The organism is Actinosynnema sp. NPDC059335 (assembly GCF_042752395.1).
Classification (GTDB): Bacteria; Actinomycetota; Actinomycetes; order Mycobacteriales; family Pseudonocardiaceae; genus Actinosynnema.
Genome location: NZ_JBHYXZ010000086.1, coordinates 1 through 12,971, shown reverse-complemented (window position 1 = coordinate 12,971; position 12,971 = coordinate 1). Strand labels below are relative to the sequence as shown.

Sequence of the window (12,971 nt, the reverse complement as noted above, 5' to 3'; positions counted from 1 at the left end):
TCGACACTTTGGGCCCCCGCGCCGACCCCCGGTTGGGGGGGGTCGCCCCGCAGCTGGAGGAGTACTTCGCGGGCAAGCGGACCGCGTTCGACCTGCCGCTGTCGATGGCCGGCACCCCGTTCCAGCGGACCGTGTGGGACGCGCTCAAGGAGATCCCGCACGGGGAGACGATGACCTACGGCGAGCTGGCCGCCCGCATCGGCCGCCCGACCGCCTCGCGCGCGGTCGGGTTGGCCAACGGCAAGAACCCGATCAGCATCATCGTGCCGTGCCACCGGGTCGTCGGCTCGACCGGCGGTCTGACCGGGTACGGCGGCGGGATCGAGCGCAAGCGGATGCTGCTCGGCTTCGAGCGCGGCGACCTGCTCTGGTGAGGACGGGCGACCCGGCGCGTTCCCCGCGACGGGTGACGGCGTGAGGCGGTCGGGCGGTGTGCCCGGTACGGGCCGGTTCGCGGGGTTCGCGGACCGGCTCGACGACTGCCCGGAACCGACCGGTTCGCCGCGGGATGACCGCCTGTGCCCGGATCGGCCGGTCACGCAGAACCCGGCACGTGGCACGCTCACCGCGCGCAGCCGGTAGGCCCGCCCCGGGAGCCGGGAGCCGGGAGCCGGGAGCCGGGAGCCGGGAGCCGGGACTCGTGGGCCGTGGGCCGTGGGCCGTGGGCCGGAACTGTGAACCCGGCGGCGGGTCCGTGGACGCGCGGAACCGCGAGCCTCGGCCGGGACGCGGGCCGGGACTTCGCGGGTCCGAAGTGGACGGGAGCCCGCCGCCGGCTTGCGGCGGGCTGCCCGGGTTCACCGTCACGACGTGGCGTTCTCCGACTCCAGGTAGTCGGTCGCGCCCTCGCCGGTCAGCAGCGCGTACGCGTGCGCCACCGACACCATCGTCATGTGGTGGTGCCAACCCTGGTAGCTGCGGCCCTCGAAGTCGTGCAGGCCGTAGGGGTCCCGCGCCGCGTTCGCGTCCGCCCGGTCCTTCCTGGTGATCAGGTCGAACAGCTCCGGGACCGGCCGGTCCACCAGGTTGGTGATCCAGTACCTCGTCGGGGTGGCGCTGCCCAGCGGTCGCTCGGCCACCAGCCGCACCGGCGGGCCCTGCCGCCGTTCGGTGTTGACCAGCCGCGCCGACGCCGCGCGGACCTGGACGCGGCCCGCGCCGCGCCCCGTCAGCCGCGGCCAGACGCGGTGGGACGACGGGTGGTCCCGCCAGCCCCGGAGGATCTCCGACGGGCTCAGCGCCCGCCGCGCGGCCCTCTGGTCCGCCTGCCTGGTCGCCATCACCGCACGCAGGTGCGGCTCGGCCAACAGGCGTTCGTCGCCTTTGACGCCGATCACGTACCCCAGTCCGCGATCGGTCAGGTCATCGAGCAGCTGCAGCGTGTTGGGCACGTCCGTGGCGTCGAACACCACCGGCGCGGTCGGCACCCGCAACGCGGTCAACTCGTCGAGCATCCCCAGCATGTACTCGCGCTCGCACATCCCGTCCTCGTGCTCCGGGATGCGGGTCCGACGGCGCCGCTCCGCGTCGTCGACCCACCGCCTCGACAGCAGCAACCGCCAGTTGACCGGCACGGCGGTCTCCTCGACGTCCAGCTGCAGGCTCAACCCCAGTTGACAGTTGACCAGGCGTCCCGCGTCACGCACGAACCGGCGCTCGACCCCGACCGAGTGGTCGCCGCGCTTGTGGATGACCGCGTACCCGATCAACCAAGCCCGCACCGGCAACCGCTCCGCGAGGTACAGCGCCAGCGCGTCGCGCACCGGCTGCCAGTCCCACGGGCTCTGGTTGACGAACTGCTGCAGCGACTGGACGGCGGAACCGCCGCCCGCCAGCTCGGCGATCTTGCTGATGGACTTGCGCCCGGTCGCCTTGACCAGGCCGGACAGGTAGATCTCGGCCCAACGCCGCTGGTCCGCCCGCGGCATGGACTGGAACATCCGGTGCACGAAGGCTCGCGCACCGCCGGCTAAATGCGTCTGCAACTCCACCAGGAACTCCCCCAAGTGTCTTGTCTAGGCCCGAACGCGCCAACTTGCCGCCGCGCCGGGCTCCGGGCACGACTAGCTCGCCAGAGTCGCGGTACCTCCCAACCCGCCCAGCGCCAGCGCCGCCATCACCGACGGCCGCGCGCCGACGACGATGACCTCGGCGCCCGCCGGCAGCCGTTGCTGGGCGTAGACCAGGGCGCGGACGGCCCCCGGCGTCAGGCCGGTGACCTCGCGCATCTCGATGACCAGGCGGCGCACCTGGCGGCCGCCGAGCTCGTCGAGCAGGTCCCGCAGACGGGGCAGCGCCTCGTCGTCCACTTCGCCTGCCAGGTGGATCGTGGTGGATCGGCCGTTGGACCCCGAGTAGACCGACGTGCTCATCTGAACCCTCCTCCTAGGACGGTGTGTGTGCCCACAGCACGGCCGCGGACCGCGCGGGCAGGCGCAGGACGTGGCCGTCGCGCAGCGTCGTCGATGCGTCGAGCGGCTGGGCGGCACCGGTGTTGGCGAAGACTCGCCACGTGCTGTCGGCGGGTGGCTGGGGGAGTGCCACTACCTTGTCCTCGGAACCGGAGTTCGCGGCCACGACCACAGTATCCAAACGATCCGACAATCCCTCCCCCCTCGGATTCGGATCGTGCATCATCGCGATCACGACGTGCGACCCCGCCGACCAGTCCGGTTGCCACGGCTGCTCACCGTGCCAGCTGACCGGCGGGTAGTCACCGTCCGGTGTGGATTCGCCGTGCGGGTGTTCGGCACGCCGCAGCACCGGGTGCTCCCGGCGGAACCGCAGGCACGCCCTCGTGAACTCGACCAGCTCCCGGTTGCGCTCGACCAGCGACCAGTCCAGCCACGTCCGCGGGTCGTCGTGCGGGTAGGCGTTGTTGTTGCCGCCCTGGGACCGGCCGAACTCGTCGCCGGCCAGCAGCATCGGCACGCCCCGGCTCGTGAGCAGCAACAACAGCGCGTTGCGCACCTGCCGGGCCCGCACCGCGAGCACGTCCGGGTCGTCCGTCGGGCCCTCCACGCCGCCGTTCCAGCTGAGGTTGTGGTTCTCGCCGTCGCGGCCGTCCTCGCCGTTGAGGTCGTTGTGCTTGTGGTCGTACGACGCCCAGTCCGCCAAGGTGAACCCGTCGTGGCAGGTCACGAAGTTGATCGAAGCGGTGGCGCCGCGCCCGCTGTAGAGGTCCGGCGATCCCACGAGTCGGGTGGCCACGTCGCCCGCGGTCCCGTCCCGGCCCACCAGGAACGCCCGCAGCGCGTCCCGGTAACGACCGTTCCACTCCATCCACCGGCCGTAGTGCGGGAACGCGCCGACCTGGTAGAGGCCGCCCGCGTCCCACGCCTCGGCGATGAGCCGGGTGCCGGCCAGCACCGGGTCCGCGGCCAGCGCCGCCACGAGCGGCGGGTCGGCCAGCGGCGCGCCGTCGCGGCCGCGGGTCAGCACGGACGCGAGGTCGAAGCGGAACCCGTCCACGTGGTACTCGTGCACCCAGTGCCGCAGGCTGCGCACCACCCAGTCCCGCACCAGCGGGTGGTTGGCGTTGAGCGTGTTGCCCGCGCCGCTGAAGTTGAGGTGCCGCCCCGATTCGTCCAGCAGGTAGTACGACGACTCGTCCAAGCCGCGCAACGACAGCGTCGGTCCGCGGTGGTCGCCTTCGGACGTGTGGTTGAACACCACGTCCAGCACCACCTCGATGCCCGCCGCGTGCAGCCGCTTCACCAACTCCTTCAGCTCCAGGTCGGGCCGGTCGCCGCCCGCGTAGTTCGCCTTCGGCGCGAACACGCCCACCGGGCTGTAGCCCCAGGTGTTGAGCAGCGGCACGCCCGTCTCCGGGTGCACGTGGACGTTGTCGGTCTCGTCGAACTCGAAGACCGGCATCAGCTCCACGCAGTTCACGCCGAGCCACTTCAGGTAGGGGATCTTCTCCGCCAACCCGGCGAACGTGCCCGGACTGGCCACTCCGGACGAATCGGACCGGGTGAAGCCGCGCACGTGCAACTCGTACACGACCAGGTCCTCGGTGGGCACCCGCGGCGGCCGGTCGTCGCCCCAGTCGAAGTCCGGGGTGGCGATGCGGGACCGGTAGTGCGGCCGCTGCCCCCACTCGCCGGCCCCCGCGAGCAGCCGGGCGTCCGGGTCGAGCAGGACCGGTCCGCGCTCGCCGTGGCGCTCGACCCGGAACCCGTAGTCGGCGTCGGTGGGCCGCAGCCCGACGGCGTGCGCGGCGAACACCTCGCCCACCCGGGACGCCGGCGGGAACTCCAGCTCGGTCAGCACGGAGCCGTCCGCGCGGTCCATCAGCACCAGCCACACGCGGTCGGCCCGTGCCGCGGCGACCGCGAAGTTCACGCCGTCGGCCGTCGGGGTCGCCCCGAACGGGGTGGGGCTGCCCGGGACGAGCCGGAGCCCGCCCAGGCGGCCCGTCGCCGTCACGGTCACCGCTCGTCCTCCCCCAGGGGCCGCAGCCGCACCTGGACGGTGCGCCGTGCCGCGCCCCCCGGCAGCTTCACGGTCATCTTCTCCGCGTCGAAGTCCCGGTAGGGGCTGCCGTCCACCAGCACGCGGTCCAGCACCACGCGCCCGCGCGGCAGCGCGTCCGGCGCGACCCGCAGCAGGTCGCCGGGGAACGCCGCGTCCGGGTCGGGCGAGAACCACAGGTCGAGCGGCTCGCGGTGCCACAGCAGTCTGTTGTAGACGGTGGCGAGGTAGCACAGCTCCGCGGAGTGGTACATGCTCATCGAGTGGTTGCCCTTGAGGCGTTCCAGCCCGGAGAGGTACGGCGAACCGGCCGCCTGCACCGAGAAGTACACCGCGCCGTCGTCGTGGTCGAGGAAGAACGCGTTGTAGAACGCCTCCGCCTCGGCCGCGTGCCGCAGGTACTCCGCGTCACCGGTGGACCCGGCCAGGATCAGGTAGGCCAGGATCGCCTGCTCCTGCTGCCACCACGCCTTGCGGTCGTGCCAGACGAACGCGTGCCGCCCGTCGCGGGCCTGCCGCTCCAGCACGTCGTACCAGCCGCCCCGGCGCGGGTCGCGGCCCACGCCCGGCATGGTGGCGGCCAGCCGCGCGGCCGTGCGGGTGTACTCGTTCTTGGGGCGCAACGCGTTCATCCGGGTGAGGTTCCACGCGATCTTGAGGTTGTGCCCCACCACCGCGCGGTCCTGCTGCCACCCCCACGTCTTGTCCGGCGTCCAGTCCGCGTGGAACCGCTCGCGCACGAACGGGCTCGCGTCCGGGCCGCGGTCGGGGAAGTGGGTCACGATCATGTCGAACGTGTGCTCCAGCATCCGCAGGTAGCGCTGGTCGCCGGTGGCCAGGTACAGGTTGAACAGGTAGGCCGGGGCGTGGTCGCCGACGGAGTTCCAGTTCTTCCGGGACCTGTTGCGCCCCAGGGATTCCGCGTGCGGGCTCAGCGTGAGCGGGTCGATGTGCGAGAAGTAGCCGCCCAGGCGCGGGTCCGCGTAGTGCCGCTCGAACAGCCGGATCGTCGCCTCGATGTCGTCGCGCAGCCACGGCGTGCCGGTGACCCGGTAGGTCTGCACCAGGCCGCTGAGCGCGTAGATCTGCTCGTAGGCCGGGATGGTCAGCTCGTCGTCGCTGAACTCCGACGCGAACAGCTTGCGCTGCCTGCCGCCGTCCACCTCCAGCCCGTGGTACCAGTACACGAGGCGGCCGACGTCGGTCTCGTCCACGAAGCGCAGGTTGTCGCGCAGGTACTCCGAGCCGCGCTCGGCGACCTCCAGGTGCGCCTCGTCGCCGGTCAGCATGTACGCGGTGGCCATGCCGTAGACCAGGCGGGAGATCGTGTCGGTCTCCTGCACGTGCGAGTCGGTCTTGTCCCCGCCCAGCCGCAGCACGGTGCGGTAGTCGGCGAAGTCCACCGGTCCCGCGCCGAACTGCGCGTGCCGGTAGAACCGGGCCAGCGACCGGATCTGGTCGACCCACCAGTCGGGGCGGTCGAACACCGGGCGGCCCGCCTCGTCGGCGACCACCCAGATCCGCTCCGCCTGCTGGCGGCGCGGCTCGGGGTAGATCGGGCCGAAGGTGAACACCATCGCGCCCGGCCGCAGCATGTCGTCCAGCCGGCCGTTGACGTCCCGGTAGGGCTCGCCGAGGTTGCGCACGAGCTGGGCGGAGGTCTCGGACGTGCGGTGCACGACCTCGCGGTCCCCGCCGAACGTGGTCAGCACCAACCGGTCGCCCGACGACTCGACGACGTACCCGCCGTAGAGGTCGGAGTAGGTGCGTTCGGGTGCCGTCGTCACGCCGCCACCAGCCTGGACGAGAGCTGGTCGATGACCGTGCGGGCGAGCAGGTGGCAGTGCTCGACGGTGCGGGTGCTGATCAGGTCGCGGTCCACCGCCACGTCGGTGTCGGAGTAGATCGCGCCCATGTTGCGCACGTCGCTGACGAGGTTGTTGTGGCAGGTGACCGTGCGCCCGGCCATGACCTCCGGCGCCGCCGACATCAGCCACAGGCCGTGGCAGGAGAACACCTTCAGCAGCCGCGGGATGCGGAACGCGCGGCGCATCACCTGCACCGCCGGCGCCACGCCGCCGGGCCGTTCGCTGTAGCGCAGCCGGTCCGACACCATGCCGGAGGGCACGATGAGGGCGTGCAGGCTGTTCAGCTCGTGGTAGTCCAGCGCCTCCAGGTCGCCGTCCACCTTGATCTCGCCGCCGAGCTCGCGACCGGTGAAGGTGAGCGACTCGTTGCCCCACAGGCGGGTGTAGAGCTTCACCTCGGCGCCCGCCTCGGCGAACCGCAGGCGGTAGTAGGCGATCTCCGCCTCCACGAAGTCGCTCTCCATCAGGATGCCGATGCGCAGCCCGGCGAGCGGCCCGGGGAGGACGGGAGCGTTCAGGTCCATGGGATTCTCCATCTGGGTGGTCCGAAGTGGACTGCCGCCTCGTCGCGGCACGGTGGGTGTGGGGGGTGGGTGGGGCCCCCCCCCCCACACTACACCAGGCCCGAGCGGGAAGGACGCCGAGCCCCCGTGGTTTGTTTTGTTGGGGGGGGGGGGGGGGGCGGGCCCGCCGGGCGGGGGGGGGGGGGGGGGGGGGGGGGGGGCGGCCCCCCCCCCCCCACCGCGTGACACCGGGCGCGCGCGGAAGTGCCGCGGCGCCGCCGGTGGTGGGGAGGTGGATCGGGTGGGGCGGTGGATCAGGCGGTGCTCAGCTCGTGACCAGCTCGCCGCGCGCCTGGTCCACCGCGTCCGAGGAGCGCCCCGGGACCACCGCGTCCTCGGGCGGGCGCGCGCCGTCCGCGCCGGCCGGGGTGCCGACTGCCGCCGGCCCGCTGCGTGCACCCGACGGCCCGCCGATGCCCCGCGTGCCGCGTGCGGCCGACGCGGCGGCCGGTTGCGGGTACGGGATCGGCGTGGAGCCGACCGCCGGGCGCGTGCCGGACGCGACCGCGGTGTCGGCCGGTCCCGGGTACGCCTCCGACCCGGAGCCGGCCGCCGGCCGGGCCGTGCGCGCGGTCGACGGGGTGTCCGCGACCGGCGGGGGAGAGCCCGGCAGCGGCTGGGCGGCCTGCGTGATCAGGGTGCGGATGCGCGGCGCGCCGTCCTGGCGCACCACCAGCCACTGCTCGGTGATCAGGCACCCGGTCCAGCGGCTGCGCGGCGCGGGTCCCCGCCAGCTCCGCGACTCCCACCTCAGCGTCACCGTGACCTCGGCGTGCAGCGGCGACACCAGCTCGACCGCCACCGAGACGACGTCCCGCCGCTGGTCGAAGCACGAGTCGTTCAACCCCCGGTACCACCGGGCGAACTCCTCGCCGTCCCGCACGGTCGCGCCGGGCAGCCGCAGCAGCAACCCCGACCGCACCAGCATCTCCCGCAGCCGCTCCACGTCGGCGTGCCGCTCCAGCGCGCCGTGCCAGTCCCGCACCAGCGCCACGACCTCGGCGCGGTGCAACCGGCCCCGGTCGCCCTGCCCGCTCACTCGATCACCAGGTCGATCAGGAACGGCCCGCGGTGGCTCAGCATCTCGGCCACCGCGCCGTCCACCTCGCGCAGCCGGCTCACCCTCCGCCCCGGCACCCCCAGCGACGAGGCGAGCTGCGTGAACCCGATGGGAGGCGTGGTGAGGTCGAACGCGCTCGGCCGGGCGTGCGGCTCGATGCCCTGCTCCCGCCAGTACTGGTCGATGTTGTGGTCCAGCAACCGGTACCGGCCGTTGTTGCAGATCACGAACTTGGCGTCGATCCCGTACCGGGCGGCCGTCCACAGCGCCTGGATCGTGTACATGCTGCCGCCGTCGCCGGTGAACGCCACCACCGACTGGTCGGGCCGCGCGAGCTTCGCCCCCAGCGCACCGGGGATGCCGATCCCGAGCGACCCGCCGCGGGTCTGGAAGAACCGGCCCGGTTCGCGCGCGGGCAGGTGCCTGCCCAGCGGCTCGCCCGCGGTCAGCGCCTCGTCGAACAGGATCAGGTCGCCCGGCGCCTGCTGCGCGAGCCGTTCGGTGAACAGCTCCAGCACGCTCGGCGGACCCGACGACACGACGGGGGCCGTCCGCCCGGTCACCCGCGCCGGCGCGGCGGGCGCGCCGCCCTGGTGCCCCAGCTCCACGGCCAGCGCCGCGAGCGTGAGCTTCGGGTCGGCGATCACGCCGATGTCCACCGGGTGGTTCTTGGCGATCTCGTACCCGTCGAGGTCGATGTGGACGATCTTCGCCTGGTCCGAGAACGGGTTGTGCAGCGTGGGGAACACCTCGGGGAACACGTACGTGCCCACGATGAGCACGCGGTCCGCGTCACCGACGACGCGCGCGCTGTCGGTGCCGAACATGTGGCCCAGGTTCCCCGCGTACGACGGGTCGGCCGCGTCGAGGTTGACCTCCGAGTTGTTCACCCCGTACACCCGCGCGCCCAGCAGCTGGGCCACGGTCGCCAGCTCGCGCTGCGCGCCGCTGGTCGCCACGCCGTCGCCCATCAGGATCAGCGGCCGGTTGCCGCCGGACAGCACCGACGCCATCCGCGCCACCAGCGCGGGCTCGGGCAGCACGCGGGTGGACGGCACCACGGTCGGCAGCGCGGGCTCCTCGGTGACCGCGTCGAGCACGTCCGCGGGCAGCGCCACGAACACCGGCCCCCGCGGCGGCGTCATGGCGATCTTCACGGCCCGGCGCAGCACCCGCAGCACCGAGTCCGGGTCGGTGACCCGGGTGGCGTACTTCGTCACCGGCTCGGCCATGGCCACCAGGTCCACGGCCATCTGCGCGTCCATCGCGTCGTAGCGCACGCCGGCGTCGCCCGCGATCACGACCAGCGGCGAGCCGCCCCGCTTCGCCTGGTACAGCATGCCGACCGCGTTGCCCAGGCCCACCCCCGTGTGCAGCTGCACCAGGCCCGGCTGCTGCGAGGCGCGGGCGTACCCGTCGGCCATCGCCACGGCCACGCTCTCCTGCAACGCCAGCACGTAGGACATGTCGGTCTCGCCCATGGCGTCGAGCAGGCCCTGCTCGACGGTGCCGGGGTTGCCGAACATGTACTTGATACCGTCGGCCGCGAACTGCTCGAAGATCGCGACCCGTCCCGGTCGTTTGCTCATGTGCTTCGTTCCACCTTCCCCAGTGTGGTGGCGGACGCGGCGCGGACCGGCGCCGCGACCGCCCGTGGCGCCTTACCAGCCGTAGCGGCGCAGGCCGTTCTCCAGCGTCTGCACCAGCAGCTCACCGGACAGCGCGGAGTCCGGAGTGGACCGCGCGGTGACGAACGGGTAGTCCACGATCACCGACAGCTCCTTGCCCACGTTGCCGTGGAAGCCGCCGAAGGCGCCGGTCGCGTCGCGCAGGATGTACTCCAGCGGGAACGGGGGCGGGCCCATGTTGAAGTCGACGCCGAGGAAGCCGGTGCCGTCCTTGTAGTCGTACTCCTTCGGGTGGCCCGTGACGTGCTTGCCGTAGATGATGCTCTGGCGGGACTCCCAGTCGCGGGCGAAGGCCAGCACGGTCACGCCGTAGCACTCGGCGAGGATGGGCTTGTCCGCGGCGTGGAAGCCGAGGACGACCTCGTGCAGGCGCTCGTTGTTGACCATGTCGACCAGCGGGCCGGAGCCGCCGACGAGCACGAGCGCGTCGTAGGCCGCGACCAGGTCGTCCACCGCGGGCTGCAGGTTGCGGTGGTAGGCCTCCAGCTCGCGCAGGAAGTTGATGGAGCTGTGGTAGGGCCGCTCGGGGATGAGGTCGGCCAGGCTGAGCGGGTTGTCCAGCCGGTCGGACTCGTCCAGGGCGCGCACCGCGCGGGCCATCTCCGGCGTGGTCACCGTGCGACCCAGCGGCGGGTCGATGTAGTCGGCGTCCATGCTGGGCGGCAGGGCGTGGGCGCGCTTGCCGGTGGGGGTGACGAAGGTGACCTGGTAGCCGCGGGCGTCGAACGCCTCCAGCGGACCGACCAGCTCCTCCCCCCAGTAGCCGTACTCGGACAGCACCACGAGAACTCGTCGGGTCACTTCTCTACTCCCTGGTTGTGGGGGTGGGTCACAGCTCGGCGGAGCCGGGCATCGGGTGCAGGGCGTCCACGACGTAGGCGCGGATGCGCAGCCGCCCCGCGTCGTCGCGCACGACCTGCCACGTCTGGTCGGCGTCGAAGCCCAGCCACTGGCTGGTCGCCGCCGGCGGGTTCCAGATGCGCGCCTGCCAATTCACGCGCACCTTCACGTCGGCCACGTCGCCGCGAATGGACGACGTTACTTCCGTGACCTCGTGCACCTCGTCGAAAAATCGGTTGACGACCGTCCGGTACCAACCCAGGAATTCCTCGACCGAGGTGAGCTTCCCTTCCGGGAAAGTCATCTCCAGATTGGTGTCGACGAGATATCCGAGAACTTCGTCCTCGCTGACGTGCTCGTCGAGCGCGCGGTACCAGTCGCCGACGAACCGGCTGATCAGATCATTGTCGAGGGTGGCTGCCACTGCATTTCTCCCGTATGAAGGCGTCGGTGGCGAACGGACCGTGATGACCGTCACCCGCCGGGACATCTTTGGTGTCGTTTTGACGACACGAGTCAATCCGCGCCGATGGGCTGGGGCAAGCCGGCCGGTGCAACTGGGTGGACTTGACGGAATTGCGCGGGCGGGCTGTTGGCGGACTCGTAACGGTAAGTTTTTCGTACCGTCGTAAATGTGCTGGTGTCGAGCCCGCGGCGGCCCGCGGGCCCCGGCCGGCCGGCTCAGCCTGGTAGTGCTGCTAACAGGACCGACTCTGGTCTGGCTACCCGTCTGCGGGCTCGGGACAGTGGTCGCATCGGCGTGAATGCCGGCTATATCGAGGAGTCGACTTTGTCTCACACGGCCGACCAGACGGCGGCAGGGCACGGACCGTCGGGCGCCACCGCGCCCGACCTGACGACCGCGGGCACGACCACGACGACCGATCCCACCGGGTCGGTCGCACCCGGACGGCAACCGCACGCCGGCCTGGTCCTGCTCTTGCTGTGCCTGGCCGAGTTCATGATCGCCCTGGACTTTTCCATCACCAACGTGGCGCTGCCGGTGATTCAGTCCGAGCTGGAATTCTCGGCCACCGGCCTGCAGTGGATTATCAGCGCGTACGCGATCACGTTCGGCGGTTTCCTCATGCTCGGCGGGCGGGTCTCGGACCTGTACGGACGCCGCCGGCTGTTCATCGCGGGGCTCGCCGCGTTCGCCGTCGTGTCGCTGGTCGCGGGCTTCGCTCAGGACGACGTCCAGCTCGTGCTGCTGCGCGCCGCGCAGGGCCTCGCGGCCGCGGTCGTCGCGCCCGCCGCGCTGTCCCTGCTGACCACGTCGTTCGCCGAGGGGCCCGAGCGCAACCGCGCCCTCGGCGTCTACGGCGCGGTGCTGTCCTTCGGCTTCGCCTCCGGCGTGATCCTGGGCGGTGTGCTCACCGACCTGCTGAACTGGCGGTGGGTGTTCTTCGTCAACGTGCCCATCGGCCTGGGCGCGGCGCTGCTCGCGCCGAAGTTGATCAAGGAGAGCCGCGGCGAGGCGACCTCCCGCAAGCTGGACGTGCCCGGCGCGGTCACCATCACCGGCTCGGTGGTCAGCATGGTCTACGCGCTGTCCACGATCACGCACGGTGGCGTCGGCTGGCTGGTCGCCCTGGTGCTGTCGATCGTGCTGTTCGTCGCCTTCCTCGTCGTGGAGCGGCGCACCGAGCACCCGCTCGTGCCGCTGAAGGCGATCGCCCAGCGCGTCCTGCTGACCGCGAACCTGATCAACGTCCTCATCATCGGCTCGTTCGTCGGCATCGCCTACGTGCTCACCCTGTACCTGCAGGGCATCGAGGGCTTCACCCCGCTGCAGACCGGCCTGACGTTCGCCGTGCTGGGCGCGACCGCCGTCGTCGCGGGCATGGTGACGGCCAAGCTGTCGGCGAGGATCGGCATGACCGCCACCCTGGTCGGCGGCCTGCTGCTCCAGGCGCTCGGCACGGCGCTGGTCGCGGTGCTGCCCGCCACCGGCGCGATCTGGCTGATCATCGCGGGCACCGCGATCATCGGCTTCGGCCACGTCGCGGCCGTGGTCGTGATCAGCATCTCGGCCACCGCGGGCGTGCCCGACCACCAGCAGGGACTCGCGGGCGGCCTGCTCAACACGTCGCAGCAGCTCGGCGCGGCCCTGGGCGCGGCGGCGTTCGCCGCCATCGCCGCGGGCGTCACCGGCGGCCTGCTCGGCGAGGGCGTGGCGCTGGAGGACGCCGACCCGGCGTCGCTGGTGTCGGGCTTCCGCTACGCGCTGGTCGTCGCCACGATCGTCGCCGTCGTCGGCGGCGCGGTCGGGCTGAGCCTGTCCCGCCGTCGCGCGGCGGCGGGCTGACCGCGGGCTCGTCCCGCGCGGGACTCCCCGTGCCCGTCACTCCCCCCGGGCGGGCACGGGTCGGGGGGGGGGGCGGGGTCGTGGGGCGCGGGGCGGGGCCCCCGGGGGGCGCCCGGGGGGGGGGGGGGGGGGGGCGCGGGGGGGGGCGGGGGGGCGGGGGGGGGGGGC

At 72.4% G+C, this 12,971-nt stretch carries 11 protein-coding genes; 2 read left to right on the top strand and 9 right to left on the bottom strand.

Annotated features, from left to right (window positions below; translation table 11 throughout):
* The first annotated feature begins 8 nt into the window (after positions 1-8).
* Positions 9-374: a methylated-DNA--[protein]-cysteine S-methyltransferase gene (locus tag ACFXGA_RS24835; protein WP_378091615.1), complete on the top strand. Its 366-nt coding sequence runs from the start codon at positions 9-11 to the stop codon at positions 372-374.
* A gap of 429 nt (positions 375-803) precedes the next feature.
* On the opposite strand, the gene ACFXGA_RS24830 is transcribed toward ACFXGA_RS24835, so the two are convergent.
* The 9 genes from ACFXGA_RS24830 to ACFXGA_RS24790 all read right to left on the bottom strand — a co-directional run bounded on the left by ACFXGA_RS24830 (position 804) and on the right by ACFXGA_RS24790 (position 10,919).
* Positions 804-1,991, bottom strand: coding sequence for an IS701 family transposase (locus ACFXGA_RS24830; protein WP_378091569.1), 1,188 nt, complete (start codon positions 1,989-1,991; stop codon positions 804-806).
* A 72-nt stretch (positions 1,992-2,063) separates the two neighbouring features.
* Complete coding sequence (locus ACFXGA_RS24825) at positions 2,064-2,372, bottom strand: STAS domain-containing protein (RefSeq protein WP_378091567.1); 309 nt, start codon at positions 2,370-2,372, stop codon at positions 2,064-2,066.
* A gap of 13 nt (positions 2,373-2,385) precedes the next feature.
* Positions 2,386-4,437: a glycogen debranching protein gene (locus ACFXGA_RS24820; RefSeq protein ID WP_378091565.1), complete on the bottom strand. Its 2,052-nt coding sequence runs from the start codon at positions 4,435-4,437 to the stop codon at positions 2,386-2,388.
* Positions 4,434-6,263, bottom strand: a complete 1,830-nt coding sequence (locus ACFXGA_RS24815) for an AGE family epimerase/isomerase (protein WP_378091563.1) — start codon at positions 6,261-6,263, stop codon at positions 4,434-4,436. Before ACFXGA_RS24815 ends, ACFXGA_RS24820 begins: the two co-directional genes overlap by 4 nt.
* On the bottom strand, positions 6,260-6,868 hold the full coding sequence (locus ACFXGA_RS24810) for a DJ-1/PfpI family protein (protein ID WP_378091561.1): 609 nt from the start codon (positions 6,866-6,868) through the stop codon (positions 6,260-6,262). The genes ACFXGA_RS24815 and ACFXGA_RS24810 overlap by 4 nt, the downstream gene beginning before the upstream one ends.
* A gap of 304 nt (positions 6,869-7,172) precedes the next feature.
* The gene (locus ACFXGA_RS24805) at positions 7,173-7,946 is read right to left on the bottom strand and encodes a hypothetical protein (RefSeq protein WP_378091559.1); all 774 of its coding nucleotides are present in this window, start codon (positions 7,944-7,946) and stop codon (positions 7,173-7,175) included.
* Positions 7,943-9,556 carry a thiamine pyrophosphate-binding protein gene (locus ACFXGA_RS24800; protein ID WP_378091557.1) on the bottom strand — a complete coding sequence of 538 codons (1,614 nt, stop codon included), beginning with the start codon at positions 9,554-9,556 and terminating at the stop codon, positions 7,943-7,945. Before ACFXGA_RS24800 ends, ACFXGA_RS24805 begins: the two co-directional genes overlap by 4 nt.
* Before the next feature lie 72 nt (positions 9,557-9,628).
* Positions 9,629-10,456 carry a type 1 glutamine amidotransferase domain-containing protein gene (locus ACFXGA_RS24795; RefSeq protein WP_378091555.1) on the bottom strand — a complete coding sequence of 276 codons (828 nt, stop codon included), beginning with the start codon at positions 10,454-10,456 and terminating at the stop codon, positions 9,629-9,631.
* 28 nt (positions 10,457-10,484) lie between these two features.
* The gene (locus ACFXGA_RS24790; protein WP_378091553.1) at positions 10,485-10,919 is read right to left on the bottom strand and encodes a hypothetical protein; all 435 of its coding nucleotides are present in this window, start codon (positions 10,917-10,919) and stop codon (positions 10,485-10,487) included.
* A gap of 366 nt (positions 10,920-11,285) precedes the next feature.
* On the opposite strand from ACFXGA_RS24790, the gene ACFXGA_RS24785 reads away from it, so the two are divergent.
* Entirely contained in the window at positions 11,286-12,803 is a 1,518-nt protein-coding gene (locus ACFXGA_RS24785) for an MFS transporter (protein WP_378091551.1), read from the top strand.
* Positions 12,804-12,971: the final 168 nt, after the last annotated feature.